This is a genomic window from Tessaracoccus palaemonis (assembly GCF_019316905.1).
In the GTDB taxonomy this organism is placed as follows: Bacteria; Actinomycetota; Actinomycetes; order Propionibacteriales; family Propionibacteriaceae; genus Arachnia; species Arachnia palaemonis.
Genome location: NZ_CP079216.1, coordinates 2,478,425 through 2,495,380 on the forward strand (window position 1 = coordinate 2,478,425; position 16,956 = coordinate 2,495,380).

A 16,956-nucleotide genomic window follows, 5' to 3' on the forward strand; every position below is an offset into this window, starting at 1 on the left:
ACCATCCGCAAGCAGTGTCGCTACTGGACCGAAAGGACGACACACCATGAAACTGAGGAAGATCGCCGTCAGCGCGCTGGCAGCGGGCATGGCCACGCTCGGCCTTACCGCCTGCCAGACCGCGTCGAACAACGAGTCGAGCGCCGAGGCCACCGCGTCGGGCTCCGTCATCGAGCAGGAGGCCGTCGAGGGCGCCACCAAGCTGGAGCTGTGGACGTTCCAGGAGCTGCACGCCAAGTACTACACCGACATGGCTGACCAGTGGAACGAGGAGAACCCGGACAAGAAGGTCCAGATCTCCGCCAACGTCATGCCCTACGACGACATGCACAACAAGCTGCAGATCGCCCTGACCTCCGGCGAGGGCGCTCCCGACGTCGTCGACATCGAGGCCGGCAAGTTCCCGCAGTTCGTGCAGGGCACCCCGGCCCTGATGGACCTCACCGAGGCCGCGGCCCCCTACGCCGACGACATCGTCCAGGCCCGTCTCGACCTGTTCTCGAAGGACGGCAAGGTCTACGGTCTCGACTTCCACGTCGGCACCACGGTCGCCTTCTACAACACCGAGCTGCTCGAGGCCGCCGACATCGACTACACCACCATCAAGACGTGGGACGACCTGAAGGAGGCCGGCAGCAAGTACTACGACGCCACCGGCAAGTACCTGACGACCGTCGACACCTCCGCCATGTGGCAGACCAGCCTCATCATGGCCCAGCTCGGCGGCGAGTACTTCACCGCCGACGGCAAGATCAACGTCAACAGCCCCGAGATGAACGAGGCTCTCGGCATCCTCAAGGGCCTGCAGGACGCGAACGCGGCTGCGGTTCCGGCCGGCGGCCAGCCCGACACCGAGGAGGCCTACGGCGCCTACAACAACGGCGACTTCGCCGCGGCGATCATGCCGTTCTGGTTCACCTCGCGCTACACGGCCTACATGCCCGACTTCTCCGGCAAGATCGCCATCGCCCCCGCTCCCACCACCGATGACCCGGCTGTCGACACCGTCGGTGGCGGCGGCACCGGCACCGCCGTCGTCGCGGCCAGCGAGAACGCTGACCTCGCCGCCGAGTTCGTCGCCTGGGCCAAGCTGTCCTACGAGGGCAACGTCGCGACCTGGCAGCAGCTGGGCTTCGACCCGCTGAACACCACCGTGTGGGAGGACGAGGAGATCACCCACGATCCGGAGAACGCGTTCGTGCAGTACTTCAAGAACAACCCCTTCGACGCGCTGCTCGAGGTCAAGGACTCCATCGGTAACCTGACCTCCTTCACCAACGTCGGCATGCCGAGCGTCAACAACCTGTTCGGCACCACCACCCTGAACGACATCTTCGAGGGCGGCGTCCCCGTCGCCGACGCGCTGTCGCAGGCCCAGTCCGACCTCGAGAACGAGCTCGGCTGACCTCAGGGCATCCAACCCGACCGCACCGGGGCGTCGGGAGAGTCTCAGGACTCCCCCGACGCCCCGTCGCATACCCCCACCATTCCGCGAGGAGACTCATGACCACCACCCGCATCACCGTCGACCCGGCATTCGTCGTCGGCCCCGTCCGCCGTCGTACGTTCGGCTCCTTCGTCGAACACCTCGGCCGCTGCGTCTACACCGGCATCTACGAGCCCGGCCATGAGTCGGCCGACGAGCAGGGCTTCCGTCAGGATGTGCTGGAGCTTGTGCGCGAGCTCGGCGTCTCGACGATCCGCTACCCCGGCGGCAACTTCGTCTCTGGCTTCCGCTGGGAGGACAGCGTCGGCCCCGTCGAACAGCGCCCGCGCCGCCTTGACCTCGCCTGGCACTCCACCGAGCCCAACACCTTCGGACTCGACGAGTTCATGTCCTGGTGCGGCAAGGCCGACGTCGAGCCGATGATGGCAATCAACCTCGGCACGCGCGGGCTTGAGGAGGCCCTCGACATCCTCGAGTACTGCAACGTGCCCTCGGGCACCAAGCTGTCCGAGGAGCGCATCTCCAACGGCGCCGTCGAGCCCCACCGCATCCGCATGTGGTGCCTGGGCAACGAGATGGACGGCCCCTGGCAGGTCGGCCACAAGTCGGCCGAGGAGTACGGCCGCGAGGCCGCGAAGGTCGCCCGCGCCATGCGCATGGTCGACTCCAACCTCGAACTCGTGGCCTGCGGCTCGTCGAACTCCGAGATGCCGACGTTCGGCGAGTGGGAGCGCGTCGTCCTGTCGGAGGCCTACGACGAGGTCGACCTGATCTCGGCGCACGTCTACTACTTCGAGGAGAACGGCGACCTCGGCTCGTTCCTCGCCTCCGCCGTCAACATGGACAACTTCATCGACGGCGTCGTCGCCACGGCCGACTCCGTGCGCACCGCGCAGAAGAAGGACAAGCGGATCAACATCTCCTTCGACGAGTGGAACGTCTGGTACCAGAAGCGCGTCGAGTCCAAGGTGCCTGAGGGCGACGACTGGCCGGTCGCGCCGCGCCTCCTGGAGGATCTGTACAACGTCGCCGACGCGGTCGTGGTCGGTAACCTCCTGATCTCGCTGCTGCGCCACACCGACCGCGTGCACGCCGCGTCGCTGGCCCAGCTGGTCAACGTCATCGCGCCGATCATGACCGAGCCCGGCGGCCCGGCCTGGAAGCAGACGACGTTCCACCCCTTCGCGCTGACCTCCCGGTACGCGCGCGGCAACGTGCTCACCATCCCGGTGCAGACCGGCAGCTACCACACCGAGAAGTACGGCGAGGTCCCGCTCGTCGACGCCGTCGCCACGCACGACGAGGAGGCCGGTGAGGTCGCGCTGTTCCTGGTGAACCGCTCCATCGCCGAGTCCGCGCCCGTCGAGGTCGACCTCAAGGCCGCCGGCGTCACGTCGGTGCTGGAGGCCGTCGAGCTGTCCAACCCGGACGACCACGAGTGGCACGCCACGCAGGAGGACTCCACCTCCGTCGCGCCGAAGGAGCTGACCGGGGTCGAGCTGGCCGACGGCCACCTGTCCGCCGCGCTGCCCCCGATGAGCTGGGCAATGATCCGCCTCGGCTGATCTCACCGCCGCTGACCGCCCGGTCCGTCGACAGGCCCACCCAGGGTCCGTCGACGGACCGGGTCCGTTTCAACCCAGTGCGACCGTCGCGCTCCCGGTGCCGACCACATCGATCCCGTCGATGCCGATCAGCGGGAGGAACAGCGTCTCGTAGCGGCCGCGGACCGTCACCTCGGCGGTCAGTCCCCGGACCGTCACCTCGGCGTCGAGGCCCGCCGCCTCCGCGTAGCCCCGACCGGCCGCCCGTGCGGGACCAGCGGGCAGGGTGGCCCCGGCAGCCTCCAGCGCGACGCGGTGGGTTGCCGCCCTGGCCGCCTCGGCCGCGACGGCGCGAGCCTCCTGCTCGGCGGCCGCGTGACCGGACAGATCAACGCCCAGCCCGACGACCACGACGAACGCAGGCAGGGCCATCGCGACCCAGACGGACACGGCCGCGCCCCTCTCGTCCCGTGGCATCTGCGCCTCCCCTCCCAGGGCGGTCAGTCAATCACCGCGGAGGCTCAGATCGGCCGTTCTCCACACCGGCGACCCCCCTGTGCCCTGCCCGTGACCCATCTGATATGCAGGTTACGGTTGTGCAACACGTTCCCCGCAAAATGTCACATCGGGTTAAATCGCCTGTCAGGTGGACGTAGAGTGCCGCCATGCCTGAAGCCCCCACCACCAGACCCCTCGTCGAGATTCGCGGCGTCAACAAGTACTTCGGCTCGCACCATGTACTGAAAGACATCGACCTCGACGTGGCCAAGGGCGAGGTGGTGATCGTGATCGGCCCCTCGGGCTCAGGCAAGTCGACGCTCTGCCGTTCGATCAACAGGCTGGAGACCATCGACTCGGGAGAGATCCTGATCGACGGCGTCCGGCTGCCCGAGGAGGGACGCCAGCTCGCGGCGCTGCGCAGCGACGTGGGCATGGTGTTCCAGGCCTTCAACCTCTTCGCACACAAGACGGTGCTGGAGAACGTGACGCTGGCCCCCATCAAGGTCCGCAGGATCCCCAAGGCCGAGGCAAACAAGCGCGCAATGGAGCTGCTGACGCGGGTGGGAGTGGCGGACCACGCCAACAAGTTGCCCGCCCAGCTCTCCGGAGGCCAGCAGCAGCGCGTGGCGATCGCCCGATCCCTCGCCATGGACCCCAAGCTCATCCTCCTGGACGAGCCGACCAGCGCCCTGGACCCCGAGATGATCAACGAGGTCCTCGACGTGATGGTTGAACTCGCGCAGGACGGCATGACCATGGTCGTCGTCACCCACGAGATGGGCTTCGCCAGGAAGGCCGCCGACCGGGTGGTGTTCATGGCAGACGGGGCGATCGTCGAAGAGGCCGCCCCGGAGGAGTTCTTCTCCCACCCGAAGTCCGACCGCGCCAAGGACTTCCTGTCCAAGATCCTCGCCTGACCAACCGACGAGAAACGGAGATTCCCCATGAAGTTCACCAAGCTCACCACCGCCGTCGCGGCCGCAGTAGCGGCAACGCTGGCGCTCACGGCCTGCGGGTCCGACGACACGGCCTCGCCTGAGGTCGCCAGCACGTCGTTCGCCGACGGCACCACGATGGCCAAGCTCCAGTCCGCGGGCAAGATCACCATCGGCACCAAGTTCGACCAGCCGCTGTTCGGCCTGGCCGGCCCCGACGGCACGCCCGAGGGCTTCGACGTCGAGATCGGCAAGATCATCGCGGCGAAGCTCGGCATCGACGCCGGCAAGATCAAGTGGACCGAGACCGTCTCGCAGAACCGCGAACCGTTCATCGAGAACGGCAACGTCGACATCGTCATCGCCACCTACACGATCAACGACACCCGCAAGGAGGTCATCGACTTCGCGGGCCCGTACTACATCGCCGGCCAGTCGTTCCTGGTCGCCAAGGGCAACCCGGCGGGCATCACGTCGCCGGAGACCGTCGGTGACAACAAGGTCTGCACGGTCACCGGGTCGACCTCCGAGGCCAACATCAAGGAGACCGTGCCGGCCGACCAGGTCATCACCGTCGACAAGTACTCCGACTGCCTCGAGCCCATCCGCACGGGCGAGGCACAGGCGCTGACCACGGACAACGTCATCCTGGCCGGCCTCGTGTCGCAGAACGGCGACGAGTTCGAGGTCGTCGACTCCACCTTCACCGAGGAGCCCTACGGCATCGGCCTGAAGAAGGGCGACGACGACTTCCGCACCTTCATCAACGACACGCTCGAGCAGTCCTTCGAGGACGGCTCGTGGGCCGCGGCCTGGGAAGCGACGGCCGGCAAGGTCCTCCCGACCCCGGACCCGCCCACGGTCGACCGCTACTGATCGATCCTGAACAGGCGCCCCTCCCTCCGGGGCGGGGCGCCTGACCCACTCACCCACTGAGGAGCCGCGCGTATGGAAGCCGTGCTTGCGAACCTGGACAGCTACTGGGCCGGGTTCAAGGTCACCCTCGAACTGCTGATCGTCGGCGGGCTCGGGGCCATGGTGATCGGCATCATCATCGCGCTGATGCGCATCTCCCCCATCGGCTCGCTGCGCGCCATCGCGACGGGCTGGACCGAGATCATGCGCAACACCCCACTGACGCTGATCTTCTTCTTCATCATCGTCGTGCTGCCGTCGCTGCAGATGGGCGTCAGCGCCAAGCTGGGCGCCTACATCGCGCTGAGCGTCTACACGTCCGCCTTCGTGGCCGAGGCGATCCGCTCCGGCATCAACGGCGTCCCGCTCGGGCAGGCCGAGGCGGCCCGCTCCGTCGGACTCGGCTTCGGCCAGACCGTGAGCCTGATCATCCTGCCGCAGGCGCTGCGGATGGTCGTGCCACCCATGATCAACGTCTTCATCGCCCTGGCCAAGAACACCTCCGTGGCCGGCGGCTTCATGGTCGTCGAGCTGTTCGCCGTCTCGAAGGGCCTGGCGAACGCCAACGGAAACGCGGTCATCCCGATCCTCATCGGCATCGGCCTGTGCTACCTGATCATCACCATCCCACTCGGCCAGCTGGCCGGGTGGGTCGAGCGGAAGGTGGCCCTGCAGAAATGAGCGCTTCAACCGCCAACGTCCTCTACGACGCGCCGGGCCCGAAGGCCCGCCGCCTGTCGCTCATCTCCTCCATCGTCTCGGCCGTCGTGATCGGCGGAGGGCTGCTCTGGCTGATCTGGAAGCTCGGCCAGCCGCGCACGACCGTCAACGGGACCGTGCTGACGGGCCTGTGGGACCCGTCGCGCTGGGACATCTTCCTCGACAGCGCCGTGTGGCAGGGTCTGGTGGTCCGCGGGCTCATCATGGGCACGCTGCGCGCCGCGGCGCTGGCCGCCGTGCTCGCTCTGCTGCTCGGCGTCGTCCTCTGCTTTGCCCGTTCCGCCCCGTGGCGCTGGGTCCGCGGCGTCTCCGCCGTCGTGCTGGAGTTCTTCCGCGGCATGCCCGTGCTGCTGATGATGCTGTTCATCCTGCTGGCGCTGGGCACCAACGGCTACACCGCGGTCGTCGCGGCGCTGGCCATCTACAACGGCGCCATCATCGGCGAGGCCCTGCGCGCGGGTATCAACGCGCTGCCGAAGGGCCAGCGCGAGGCGGGCCTGTCGCTGGGTCTGACCCCGTTCTCGACCCGGATCCTCATCGAGTTCCCGCAGGCCTTCCGCCAGATGCTGCCGATCATCGTCGCCCAGCTCGTCGTCCTGCTCAAGGACACGTCGCTGGCCTACGTCGTCGCGTATCCGGAGATCCTGCGCATCTCGTACCAGCTGAAGGACTACTTCGGCTCGACGACGTACTCGTTCTCGATCTTCCTGGTGGTGTTGGCGATCTACCTGGCGGTGAACTTCTCGCTGTCGGCGCTCGCACGCTGGATCGCGAAGCGCTCCGGCCCCAGGGCCGGCGCCCACACCGAAACCAACGGGGCCGCCGAGGCCTTGGCCGACGACCCGATCCGCGCCGCCGACTCCGTCCGCTGACCCCCGCCGCCGCTCATCCCGTGCCCCGCGCCCCACACCTCACCGGGCCGCGATGAGCACGACACACTTGTCGTCGCCGAAACTGGCGGGTGTTAACGCTGACAGGGCCGATGAGCAGGAGGATGTGCTCATCGGCCCTGTCGACGGGCTCAACCTCGTCGGCCCACCGCTGGCCGGGGCGATGCCAACACGTCGCCCCTGCTCTGCCCGACTGCCCGGTCTGCCCGCTCAGCCCTCCCGAAAAGCGGTCAGTGCCCGATTCTCCTCACCTGACCGGGGAGAATCGGGCACTGACCGCTTTTCCGAGGGCGCCGTCGGCCGGGGAGTGGGCGCTTCTCGTCACCGGACCGGGGAGAAGCGGCACTGACCACTTTTCGGAAGCGGCGACGAGGTGCTGACCTTCGGATGCCGCGATGAGCACGACACACTTGTCGTCGAGGCAAATGGCGGGTGTTAACGCTGACAGGGCCGATGAGCAGGAGGATGTGCTCATCGGCCTTGTCGACGTGTTTCAGGCGGTCACCTTCGACGGCAGCTCGGCGACGATCTGCTCGACCGACTCCTTCGCGTCTCCGAAGCACATCACCGAGTTCTCGTTGAAGAACAGCGGATTCTGCACGCCCGCGTAGCCCGCACTCATCGAGCGCTTGAACACCACGACGGTGCCCGCCTCCCACACCCGCAGCACGGGCATGCCGGAGATCGGCGAGCCGGGCTCCATGGCCGCCGGGTTCACGGTGTCGTTGGCGCCGATCACGAGCACGACGTCGACGTCGCCGAAGTCGTCGTTGATCTCGTCCATCTCGTAGACGATGTCGTAGGGCACCTTCGCCTCTGCGAGCAGGACGTTCATGTGGCCCGGCAGGCGGCCGGCGACGGGGTGGATGCCGAAGCCGACCTTGGTGCCGGCGGCGCGGAGCCGCTCCGTGAGCTGCGCGACCGAATGCTGCGCCTGCGCCACGGCCATGCCGTAGCCCGGCACGATCATGACGGACTTCGCGTCCTTCAGCAGCTGCGCCACCTCGGCGCGGCTGGCCTCGCGGTGGTCGCCGTACTCCGTCTCCGGGCCCGACGACACGTCGTCGCCGAAGCCGCCGAGGATCACGGAGACGAACGACCGGTTCATGGCGCGGCACATGATGAAGCTCAGGATCGCGCCGGACGCGCCGACGAGCGCGCCGGTGATGATCAGGACGCTCATGTCGAGCATGAAGCCGCTCGCCGCGGCCGCCCAACCCGAGTACGAGTTGAGCATCGACACGACAACGGGCATGTCCGCGCCGCCGATCGCGGCGACGAGGTGCGCGCCCAGCAGCAGCGACAGGACGGTCGCGATGATCAGCGCGATGATCGACCCGGTGGCGACGTACCACCAGCCGAGCCCGGCCAGCAGGACGACGATCAGCAGGTTCAGCCAGTGCCGACCCGGCAGCGTCAGCGGCTTCGACGAGATGCGCCCGTTCAGCTTGCCCCACGCGACGAGCGACCCGGTGAACGTGACCGCGCCGATGAAGACGCCGAGGTAGACCTCGAGCGTGTGGAGGACGTCGTGGTGCGTCGCCTCGAGGTGCACGTTGTAGCCGACGAGCACCGCGGCGGCGCCGACGAAGCTGTGCAGCAGCGCGATCAGCTCGGGCATGCCGGTCATCTGGACCTTGCGGGCCTTGTAGACGCCGATTCCGCCGCCGACGGCCAGCGCCGCGTACAGCATGATGGCCGCGTCGAACTGCAGGTTGTGGTTGGCGTAGTCGGTGTAGGCGATGGCGAAGTTCGTCGCGACGACGGCGAAGACCATGCCCATGATCCCGAACACGTTGCCCTTGCGGGCGGTCTCATGCTTCGACAGGCCAGCGAGCGCGAGGATGAACATCAGCCCCGCGGCGATGTAGGTGGCGTTGATGAAGTTGGTCAGCATCGCTCAGTCCTTCCGGAACATGCCGAGCATGCGGTGGGTCACGGTGAACCCGCCGAACACGTTGATGGAGGCGAGCAGCACCGCGACGAAGGCGATGATCTTGACTGCCCAGTTGTCGCTCGCCAGCTGGGTCATGCCGCCGACGATGATGATGCCGCTGATCGCGTTCGTGACGCTCATCAGCGGGGTGTGCAGCGCGTGCGTGACGTTCCAGACGACGTAGTAGCCGACGACGCCGGCCAGCGCGAAGATCCCGAACAGGCTGACGAAGGCCGACGGCGCGACCGTCAGCACCGCGATCAGGATCACCGCCCCGATGCCGACCTGCACCACCTGATGCCACCACGGCCGGGGCGCCTTCGGCTCGACGACCGCGACGGGGGCCGCCTCGACCTTGGTTGCAGGCGCGGCCGACACCTCGATGGGCGGCGGCGGGAACGTGACCTCCCCGCCGCGCGTGATGGTCATGGACCGGACGACCTCGTCGTCGAAGTCCACGACGAGCTGGCCGTCCTTGCCGGGCGTCATGAGGGTCAGCGCGTTGACGAGGTTGGTGCCGTACAGCTGCGACGACTGGCCCGGCAGCCGGCTCGCGAGGTCGGTGTAGCCGATGATCGTGACGCCGCCGTCGGTGACGTAGCTCTCCCCCGGCCTCGTCAGCTCGCAGTTGCCGCCGCCCTGCGCGGCGAGGTCGACGATGACAGAGCCGGGCTTCATCGTCGCGACCATGTCGGCGGTGATGAGCTTCGGCGACGGGCGGCCGGGGATGGCCGCGGTCGTGATGATGATGTCGACCTCGCGGGCCTGGTCCGCGTACAGCTGTGCGGCCTTCGCCGCGTAGTCCGCGCCGACCTCCTTGGCGTAGCCGTCGGAGCTGACCCCCTGGCCGGCCTGCTCGACGTGCAGGAACGTGGCGCCCATCGACTCGACCTGTTCGGCGGTCTCGGGGCGGACGTCCGTGGCGCGCACGATGGCGCCGAGCGAGTTCGCCGCGCCGATGGCGGCGAGTCCGGCGACGCCCGTGCCGGCGACCAGCACCGTGGCCGGCGGGACCTTGCCCGCGGCGGTGACCTGCCCGGTGAAGAAGCGCCCGAACGCGTGCGCGGCCTCGACGACGGCGCGGTAGCCGGAGATGTTGGCCATCGAGCTCAGCGCGTCGAGGGCCTGCGCGCGGCTGGTGCGCGGCACCATGTCCATGCTGAGCGCCGTCACGCCGGCCGCGGCCAGCCTGGCCGTCAGGTCGGCGTCCTGGCGGGGCCAGAAGAAGCCGAACACGGCCGATCCCTGCCGCAGCTGGGCGAGCTGTCCCTCGTCGGGTGCGTTGACGAGGAGGACGACGTCGCTGCCGAGGGCCTCGCCCTCGGTGACGATCCGGGCTCCTGCCTCGACGTAGTGCGCATCCGGGAGGGACGATCTCGCCCCTGCGCCGGAGGCGACGACGACGTCGTAGCCGAGTTTGATGAGTTGGGAAACGGTGCGAGGTGTGGCCGCGACGCGGTTCTCGCCGGGGGTGGCCTCCGTGGGTACTCCGACCTGCATGCCGACACGCTAACGCAGCCGCCGACCGGACGTGCCGACGGGTCCGGCTATGCGGTCAGAGAACCGTTCCCGGCCGGTACGCGGCGGCATCCGGGTTCTCCGCGACGATCCCGGCGATGCGGTCCGCCACGCGGGCGACCTGGGCCTGCGCGGTCCCTGCCAGCTCGAGCGGGGAGCTGACAAGATGCGCCAGCTCGTCGCGCGTCAGCTTCAGCCTCTCATCGGCCGCGAGCCGGTCGAGCAGGTCGTTGACGCGCGCCCCCTTGCGGAGGTCGAGGGCCACCGCCACGGCGTGCTCCTTGATGGCCTCGTGGGCCTCCTCGCGGCCGACGCCCTTCCGGACGGCGGCCATCAGCACCTTGGTGGTGGTGAGGAACGGCATGTACCGCTCCAGCTCGGCCTCGATCACGGCCGGGAAGGCTCCGAAGTCGGCCAGTACGGTCAGGAACGTCTCGAACAGGCCGTCGAGCGCGAAGAACGCGTCGGGCAGCGCGATGCGGCGCACCACGGAGCAGGACACGTCGCCCTCGTTCCACTGGTCGCCGGCCAGCTCGCCCACCATCGACACGTAGCCGCGCAGCACGACCGCCAGGCCGTTGACTCGCTCGCACGAGCGGGTGTTCATCTTGTGCGGCATGGCCGACGAGCCGACCTGCCCCTCCTTGAACCCCTCCGTGACCAGCTCGATGCCCGCCATCAGGCGGATGGTGGTGGCGAGGTTGCTCGGCGCCGCGGCGACCTGCGCGAGGCAGGTCAGCGCGTCGAAGTCGAGGGACCGCGGGTAGACCTGCCCGGTGGAGGTCAGCACCTGCGCGAAGCCCAGCTCGGTCGCGATGCGGCGCTCCAGTTCGGCGAGCTTGTCCGCGTCCCCGCCCAGCAGGTCGAGCATGTCCTGGGCCGTGCCGACGGGGCCCTTGATGCCGCGCGCCGGGTAGCGGCCGATCAGGTTGTCGAGGCGCTCCAGCGCGACGAGCAGCTCGTCGGCGACGGTCGCAAAGCGCTTGCCGAGCGTCGTCAGCTGCGCGGCGACGTTGTGCGAGCGGCCGGTCAGGGGCTGGTCGGCGTACTGCGTGGCCAGGCGGGCGAGCTGCGCCAGCGCCGCGACGACGCGGCCGCGCACCAGCCGCAGCGAGTGCAGCACCTGCAGCTGCTCGATGTTCTCGGTCAGGTCACGCGAGGTCATGCCCTTGTGGATGTGCTCGTACCCGGCCAGGGCATTGAACTCCTCGATGCGGGCCTTCACGTCGTGGCGCGTGACGCGCTCGCGGGCGTTGATCGAGTCGAGGTCCACCTGGTCGATGACGGCCTCGTAGGCGGCGATCACCTGGTCGGGGTCCGCCCCGCCGAAGTCGACGCCCAGGTCGCGCTGCGCACGCAGCACCGAGAGCCAGAGCTTCCGCTCCGAGACGATCTTGGCCTCCGGCGACCAGATGCCCTGCATCTGGGGGGAGGCGTAGCGGGTGGCAAGGACGTTCGGCACGCTCATGGGGCCGAGTCTAAATGACCCGGCCCGGGTCGTCGTCACGGTGCTGGGGTAGTCCGGCGGCGGCGCCGGACTACCCTGGCGTTGACAACTCCAGCGGAATCACACAGCAAGGTCGCACCCATGATCGAGATCCTCAGCCCCACCCACTTCCCGCGCGCCCGCGCAGCGGGAGCGCTGGTCGCCGACATCCTGCAGACCATGAAGTCGCGCGCGAAGGTCGGCACCAACCTGCTGGAGATCGACCGGTGGACCCGCGAGATGATCGAGGCCGCCGGGGCCGTGTCCTGCTACGTCGACTACGCCCCGTCCTTCGGCGACGGCCCGTTCGCGCACTACATCTGCACGTCGGTCAACGACGCCGTGCTGCACGGCAAGCCGCGCAACCAGCGCCTCGCGGAGGGTGACCTGGTGAGCCTCGACCTCGCCGTCTCCCTCGACGGCGTCGTCGCCGACTCCGCCATCAGCTTCACGATCGGCGGCGGTGCCCCGGAGGACCTGGCGATGATCGACGCGACGCAGCGCGCGCTGGCCGCCGGCATCGCCGTGGCGAAGGCGGGCGCGAAGGTCGGAGACCTCGCGCACGCCATCGGCACCGTCCTGAAGGACGCCGGCTACCCGGTCAACCTGGAGTTCGGCGGCCACGGCGTCGGCTCGACGATGCACCAGGACCCGCACATCCCCAACGACGGGCGCGCTGGCCGCGGCTTCAAGCTGCGCTCGGGCATGCTGATCGCGGTGGAGCCGTGGGTGATGGCCGACACCGCCAAGCTCGTCACCGACGAGGACGGGTGGACGCTGCGCAGCGCGACCGGGGCGCGCACGGCGCACAGCGAGCACACCATCCTCATCACCGACGACGGCGCCGAGATCATGACCCTGCCGGCCTGACCTCCCCGATCAGGTGCGGCTTGCCGGCCGAGTTCACCACCGCGAACGACCAGCCGTCCTCGGCCCGCTCCGCCGCGAACGACACCTTCCCCGGCAACAGGATCGGCTTGGTGAACTGCACGGTGACCGTGTAGGCGTCCGGCAGGGCGCCGAGCGCCGCCAGCGCCCGCGCGTGCGTCCACATGCCGTGGATGATCGGCCGCGGGAACCCGAACAGCCGGGCCGTGGCCGGGTGCAGGTGGATCGGGTTGGCGTCGCCTGAGACGGCCGCGTAGCGGCGGCCGAGGTCGGCCGGCAGCCGCCACAGCTGCGACGGCGTGGCCGTCGTGGCCTCCAGCCGCAGGCCCGCTCTGGCCTCGCCTGGCACCTTCGCGCCGGTGGCGAGGTAGTTCGAGGAGCCCTCCCAGACGGTCTCGTCGCCCACCTTGATGCGCGAGACCATGTCGAACGTCGCACCCTTGGCGTGCGGAGCCAGGCCCTCGGCCTGCACCGTGATCCGCAGCCGCTCGCCCAATCCGACGGGCCGGTGCAGCGTCATGGTGTTGCTGACGTGCACCAGCCCGGCGAGCGGGAAAGGGAACTCGTCGGCGGCGAGCAGCGCGGCCTGCAGCGGGAAGGTCTGCACGTGCAGCCAGGTGGCCGGCACCGAGTCGGCCAGCGCGAAGCCCGTCAGGTGGTCGTAGGCCGCGAGGCGGCCGACGTGCTGACCGGCGTCCTCGAGGAGGTAGACCAGCTCCGGCAGCGCGGCGACCCGCCCGCCCCGCTTGCCGACGGCCCCGGCCAGCCCCTTGATCAGCAGCCGCCCGGTGGCGGGCGGCTCCTTCAGCTCGATCACGCGCCGCGCCACGTCAGGCCCCCACGAGGTTCTGCCCGCACACGCGGATGACCTGCCCGTCGACGCCCGAGGACGCCGGGCCGCACAGGTAGGCCAGCGTCTCGGCCACGTCGACGGGGTCGCCACCCTGGCTGAGCGAGTTGGTGCGGCGGAAGATCTCGCGCGAGATGAATGGGATCGCCGCGGTCATCTCGGTCTCGATGAAGCCGGGCGCGACCGCGTTGACGGTGATCGGCCGGTCGGCGAGCTCGTCGCGCATGGCCCAGACGAGCCCCATCACGCCGGCCTTGGAGGCCGCGTAGTTGGTCTGGCCCTTGTTGCCCGCGACGCCCGACGTCGACGCGATGCCGACGATCCGCGCCTCCTCGGCCAGCCCGCCCGGCACGTCGTGGCTGAGCAGGAAGGCGTTGATGCGCATCTCGGCGGCGAGGTTGACGTCGAGCACGGACGCCCAGCGCTTCTCGTCCAGGTTGGCGAGCAGCTTGTCGCGCGTGATGCCCGCGTTGTGGACGATGGCCCAGATCCGCGCGTCGGCGCCGTGGCGGGACGCGACGTGGGCAGCGATCCGTTCGCCGGCGTCGGCGGCGGTGATGTCGAGCTGCAGCGCGGAGCCGCCGAGCTCGTTGGCGACCTTCGCGAGCGCGTCGCCGGACTGCGGCATGTCCACGGCGACGACGGTGGCGCCGTCGCGGCCGAACGTGCGGGCGATCGCCGCGCCGATGCCGCGGGCCGCGCCCGTGACGACGACGACGCGGCCGGCGAACGGCTTCGCGTCGAGGTCGTGCGCGACCTTCTGCGGGCCGACGCGCCACGTCTGGCCGGACACGAACGCCGAGCGCCCCTCGAGCAGGAAGCTGAGCGTGGAGGCGAGGTCGCCGGCCTTTGCGCCCTCCTTCACGAAGACGAGGTTGGACGTCGACCCGGCGCGCAGCTCCTTGCCGACGGTGCGGTTGATGCCGTCGATGCCCTGTGCGACAGCCTTGGCTTCCAGCCCCTCGACCGCGGAGGCGTCGGTGGCGAGGATGATGACGCGGCCCGACGGCTCGAGGCCGCGCATGACCGGGCGCAGCAGAGCGCGGATGCCCTCCAGCTGCACGATCTCGCGGACGCCGGTGGCGTCGACGACGATGGCGCCGGGCTTCGTCACGTAGCGGGGCGCCTGCTCGCGGCCGTTCTCGTCGCGGGTGCGGTTCTCCGGCAGGTCCAACGTGGGCTGGCCGGGTGTGATGCCGAGCAGCTCGAGCGTCGCGCGGCCGATGCCCGCACCGTCGAGCTCGCCGAGCACGACGGGGCCGGTGGGCAGCACGCGGCCGCGGCGCAGCCGGGGCGGGTCGGCCAGGCCGGCCTTGTTGGCGACGAACTTCCCGGCGCGGGTGCCGTAGAGGGTCTCGAGGATGTCCATGTCACACCGCTTCCAGGATCGCGACGACGCCCTGGCCGCCGGCTGCACAGATGGAGATGAGCCCCTTGGAGCCGGGGCCGCGCTCGGCGAGCTTCTTCGCGAGCGAGGCGACGATCCGGCCGCCGGTGGCGGCGAAGGGGTGGCCCGCGGCCAGCGACGAGCCGTTGACGTTGAGCTTCGCGCGGTCGACGGTACCGATCCCGCCTTCCTCCAGCGCCTTGAGGGTGGCCAGCACCGTGCTGGCGAAGGCCTCGTGGATCTCGATGAGGTCGAAGTCGTCAAGCGTGAGGGAGTTGCGCTCCAGCAGCTGTGGGATGGCGCGTACGGGGGCCAGCAGCAGGTCCTCGGTTCCCGTCACGTAGTCGGAGGCGGCGACCTGCGCGTCGACGAGGCTGGCCAGTACCGGCCAGCCGCGGCCGCGGGCGTAGGACTCCTCCGCGACCAGTGCGACGGCGGCGCCGTCGGTCAGGGCGGTGGAGTTGCCGGCCGTCATGGTCGCGCCGTCGCCCCTGCCGAACACGGGCTTGAGCTTGGCCAGCGCCTCCACGGAGGTGTCGGGGCGCAGCAGCGCGTCGCGGGCGACGCCGAGGTAGCCGGTGACCAGGTCGTCGAAGAAGCCGGCGTTCCAGGCGGCGGCCAGGTTGTGGTGCGACGCCACGGACAGCTCGTCCTGCGCCTCGCGCGTGACACCCCACTTCTTCGTGGTGAGAGCCTGCGACTCCCCCATGCTGAGCCCGGTGCGCGGCTCGACGACCGCGGGCGGCACGGGCGCGAGGTCCTGCGGTCGGATCCGGGACAGCGCCTTCAGCTTGTCGGGCAGCGTGCGGGCCCGATTGAGCTTGAGCAGCGCGCGGCGCAGCGGCTCGGTGACGACGATCGGGGCGTCGGAGGCGGAGTCGACGCCGCCGGCGATGGCGACGTCCGCCTGGCCGAGGCGGATCTTGTTCGACGCGTAGACCACAGCCTCCAGACCGGTGCCGCACGCCTGCGCGAGGTCGACGGCGGGCGTGTGGGGCGACAGCGACGACCCGAGCACGGCCTCGCGGGTGAGGTTGAAGTCGCGGGTGTGCTTCAGCACGGCGCCCGCGACGACCTCGTCGACCTGTTCGCCGGCGAGCCCGAATCGGGCGACGAGCCCGTCGAGGGCCGCGGTGAGCAGGTCCTGCGCCGAGGCGGACGCGTAGGCGCCGCCGGCCTTGACGAAGGGGGTGCGGTTGCCCCCGACGATGACGGCTCTGCGTTGAGTCATCGGTTTCCTTCCAGACGTATCTGTAACCGACGGTAGCAGATACTCAAAGTTTCGGGTACCTTGTGTTCCATGGCGACGACGCAGGACACCGGGCAGGAGGCTGTCGACGGCCGCGCGACGCGCTGGGAGCAGCACAACCTCCAGCGGCGGCGCGAGCTCGTCGAGGCCGCCGTGCGCGCGATCCGCAGCCTCGGCCCCAACATCGGGATGGACGAGATCGCCGCGTTCGCCGGCACGTCGAAGACCGTGCTCTACCGGCACTTCCACGACAAGTCCGGCCTCTACCAGGCGGTCGCGGAGTCCGTCGGCGACTACATCGTCCGCAAGCTGCCCTTCGACGACGCTCTCGACCCACGCGACCTCGTCTCCCGGCTGGCCGACGCCTACCTCGGCGTTGTCGAGCGCGACCGCAACCTCTACTTCTTCGTCTCTTCCCGACCCACGGGCGATACCCCCACCGAGGATCCCGTCCTCTCGATCACCACGCGGATCGGCAACACGGTCTCGGAAGCGATGCGCTCCTGGCTACGCCGCGAGGGGCTCGATGAGGAGCCGGCCAACACCTGGGGGCACGGCGCCGTCGGCTTCATCTGGGCCGTCGCCGACCGGTGGATCGTCACCAACCTCCGACGCCCGCGCGAGGACGTCGTCGACTACATCGACCAACTGTTCATCCCCGCGTTCGACGCTCAACGAAGGAGTTGACCC

At 69.4% G+C, this 16,956-nt stretch carries 15 protein-coding genes; 8 read left to right on the plus strand and 7 right to left on the minus strand.

Annotated features, from left to right (window positions below; all coding sequences use genetic code 11):
- Window positions 1-46 precede the first annotated feature (46 nt).
- Both KDB89_RS11290 and arfA read left to right on the plus strand, forming a co-directional pair.
- Window positions 47-1,405, plus strand: coding sequence for an ABC transporter substrate-binding protein (locus KDB89_RS11290; RefSeq protein ID WP_219081087.1), 1,359 nt, complete (start codon window positions 47-49; stop codon window positions 1,403-1,405).
- Between the two features lie 98 nt (window positions 1,406-1,503).
- Window positions 1,504-3,012, plus strand: coding sequence for an arabinosylfuranosidase ArfA (gene arfA / locus KDB89_RS11295; protein WP_219081089.1), 1,509 nt, complete (start codon window positions 1,504-1,506; stop codon window positions 3,010-3,012).
- A gap of 69 nt (window positions 3,013-3,081) precedes the next feature.
- On the opposite strand, the gene KDB89_RS11300 is transcribed toward arfA, so the two are convergent.
- On the minus strand, window positions 3,082-3,468 hold the full coding sequence (locus KDB89_RS11300) for a pilus assembly protein TadG-related protein (RefSeq protein WP_219081091.1): 387 nt from the start codon (window positions 3,466-3,468) through the stop codon (window positions 3,082-3,084).
- 188 nt (window positions 3,469-3,656) lie between these two features.
- Here KDB89_RS11300 and KDB89_RS11305 point away from each other — a divergent pair, with 188 nt between their 5' ends.
- The 4 genes from KDB89_RS11305 (at window position 3,657) to KDB89_RS11320 (ending at window position 6,934) form a co-directional block, all read left to right on the plus strand.
- Window positions 3,657-4,409, plus strand: a complete 753-nt coding sequence (locus KDB89_RS11305; protein WP_219081093.1) for an amino acid ABC transporter ATP-binding protein — start codon at window positions 3,657-3,659, stop codon at window positions 4,407-4,409.
- Between the two features lie 27 nt (window positions 4,410-4,436).
- A complete protein-coding gene (locus tag KDB89_RS11310; protein ID WP_219081095.1) occupies window positions 4,437-5,303 on the plus strand; it encodes a glutamate ABC transporter substrate-binding protein in 867 nt (288 codons plus the stop codon).
- Between the two features lie 72 nt (window positions 5,304-5,375).
- Window positions 5,376-6,023: an amino acid ABC transporter permease gene (locus tag KDB89_RS11315; protein ID WP_219081097.1), complete on the plus strand. Its 648-nt coding sequence runs from the start codon at window positions 5,376-5,378 to the stop codon at window positions 6,021-6,023.
- Window positions 6,020-6,934, plus strand: coding sequence for an amino acid ABC transporter permease (locus KDB89_RS11320; protein WP_219081099.1), 915 nt, complete (start codon window positions 6,020-6,022; stop codon window positions 6,932-6,934). Before KDB89_RS11315 ends, KDB89_RS11320 begins: the two co-directional genes overlap by 4 nt.
- A gap of 511 nt (window positions 6,935-7,445) precedes the next feature.
- Here KDB89_RS11320 and KDB89_RS11325 read toward each other — a convergent pair.
- Genes KDB89_RS11325 through purB form a run of 3 tightly spaced genes read right to left on the minus strand, consistent with a single transcriptional unit; the run spans window position 7,446 to window position 11,874 of the window.
- Complete coding sequence (locus tag KDB89_RS11325; protein ID WP_219081101.1) at window positions 7,446-8,849, minus strand: NAD(P)(+) transhydrogenase (Re/Si-specific) subunit beta; 1,404 nt, start codon at window positions 8,847-8,849, stop codon at window positions 7,446-7,448.
- Between the two features lie 3 nt (window positions 8,850-8,852).
- Entirely contained in the window at window positions 8,853-10,388 is a 1,536-nt protein-coding gene (locus KDB89_RS11330; protein WP_219081103.1) for a Re/Si-specific NAD(P)(+) transhydrogenase subunit alpha, read from the minus strand.
- 55 nt (window positions 10,389-10,443) lie between these two features.
- Window positions 10,444-11,874 (minus strand): adenylosuccinate lyase, encoded by a 1,431-nt coding sequence (purB, locus tag KDB89_RS11335; protein WP_219081105.1) that lies wholly within the window; start codon window positions 11,872-11,874, stop codon window positions 10,444-10,446.
- A 120-nt stretch (window positions 11,875-11,994) separates the two neighbouring features.
- Between purB and map the strand changes: the two genes are divergently transcribed.
- A complete protein-coding gene (map, locus tag KDB89_RS11340; protein ID WP_219081107.1) occupies window positions 11,995-12,762 on the plus strand; it encodes a type I methionyl aminopeptidase in 768 nt (255 codons plus the stop codon).
- On the opposite strand, the gene KDB89_RS11345 is transcribed toward map, so the two are convergent.
- Genes KDB89_RS11345 through KDB89_RS11355 form a run of 3 tightly spaced genes read right to left on the minus strand, consistent with a single transcriptional unit; the run spans window position 12,743 to window position 16,248 of the window.
- Window positions 12,743-13,597: a MaoC family dehydratase gene (locus KDB89_RS11345; RefSeq protein WP_219081109.1), complete on the minus strand. Its 855-nt coding sequence runs from the start codon at window positions 13,595-13,597 to the stop codon at window positions 12,743-12,745. The genes map and KDB89_RS11345 overlap by 20 nt on opposite strands.
- 13 nt (window positions 13,598-13,610) lie before the next feature.
- Window positions 13,611-14,999 carry a 3-oxoacyl-ACP reductase gene (locus KDB89_RS11350; protein ID WP_219081111.1) on the minus strand — a complete coding sequence of 463 codons (1,389 nt, stop codon included), beginning with the start codon at window positions 14,997-14,999 and terminating at the stop codon, window positions 13,611-13,613.
- A 1-nt stretch (window position 15,000) separates the two neighbouring features.
- Window positions 15,001-16,248, minus strand: a complete 1,248-nt coding sequence (locus tag KDB89_RS11355) for an acetyl-CoA C-acetyltransferase (protein WP_219081113.1) — start codon at window positions 16,246-16,248, stop codon at window positions 15,001-15,003.
- Window positions 16,249-16,317: 69 nt separating this feature from the next.
- On the opposite strand from KDB89_RS11355, the gene KDB89_RS11360 reads away from it, so the two are divergent.
- Window positions 16,318-16,953 carry a TetR/AcrR family transcriptional regulator gene (locus tag KDB89_RS11360; protein ID WP_219081115.1) on the plus strand — a complete coding sequence of 212 codons (636 nt, stop codon included), beginning with the start codon at window positions 16,318-16,320 and terminating at the stop codon, window positions 16,951-16,953.
- Window positions 16,954-16,956: the final 3 nt, after the last annotated feature.

Bases quoted from the DNA above. Each gene is read 5' to 3' on its own strand.
- KDB89_RS11290 (WP_219081087.1), top strand. From the start codon at position 47: ATGAAACTGAGGAAGATCGCCGTCAGCGCGCTGGCAGCGGGCATGGCC.
- arfA (WP_219081089.1), top strand. From the start codon at position 1,504: ATGACCACCACCCGCATCACCGTCGACCCGGCATTCGTCGTCGGCCCC.
- KDB89_RS11300 (WP_219081091.1), bottom strand. From the start codon at position 3,468: ATGCCACGGGACGAGAGGGGCGCGGCCGTGTCCGTCTGGGTCGCGATG.
- KDB89_RS11305 (WP_219081093.1), top strand. From the start codon at position 3,657: ATGCCTGAAGCCCCCACCACCAGACCCCTCGTCGAGATTCGCGGCGTC.
- KDB89_RS11310 (WP_219081095.1), top strand. From the start codon at position 4,437: ATGAAGTTCACCAAGCTCACCACCGCCGTCGCGGCCGCAGTAGCGGCA.
- KDB89_RS11315 (WP_219081097.1), top strand. From the start codon at position 5,376: ATGGAAGCCGTGCTTGCGAACCTGGACAGCTACTGGGCCGGGTTCAAG.
- KDB89_RS11320 (WP_219081099.1), top strand. From the start codon at position 6,020: ATGAGCGCTTCAACCGCCAACGTCCTCTACGACGCGCCGGGCCCGAAG.
- KDB89_RS11325 (WP_219081101.1), bottom strand. From the start codon at position 8,849: ATGCTGACCAACTTCATCAACGCCACCTACATCGCCGCGGGGCTGATG.
- KDB89_RS11330 (WP_219081103.1), bottom strand. From the start codon at position 10,388: ATGCAGGTCGGAGTACCCACGGAGGCCACCCCCGGCGAGAACCGCGTC.
- purB (WP_219081105.1), bottom strand. From the start codon at position 11,874: ATGAGCGTGCCGAACGTCCTTGCCACCCGCTACGCCTCCCCCCAGATG.
- map (WP_219081107.1), top strand. From the start codon at position 11,995: ATGATCGAGATCCTCAGCCCCACCCACTTCCCGCGCGCCCGCGCAGCG.
- KDB89_RS11350 (WP_219081111.1), bottom strand. From the start codon at position 14,999: ATGGACATCCTCGAGACCCTCTACGGCACCCGCGCCGGGAAGTTCGTC.
- KDB89_RS11355 (WP_219081113.1), bottom strand. From the start codon at position 16,248: ATGACTCAACGCAGAGCCGTCATCGTCGGGGGCAACCGCACCCCCTTC.
- KDB89_RS11360 (WP_219081115.1), top strand. From the start codon at position 16,318: ATGGCGACGACGCAGGACACCGGGCAGGAGGCTGTCGACGGCCGCGCG.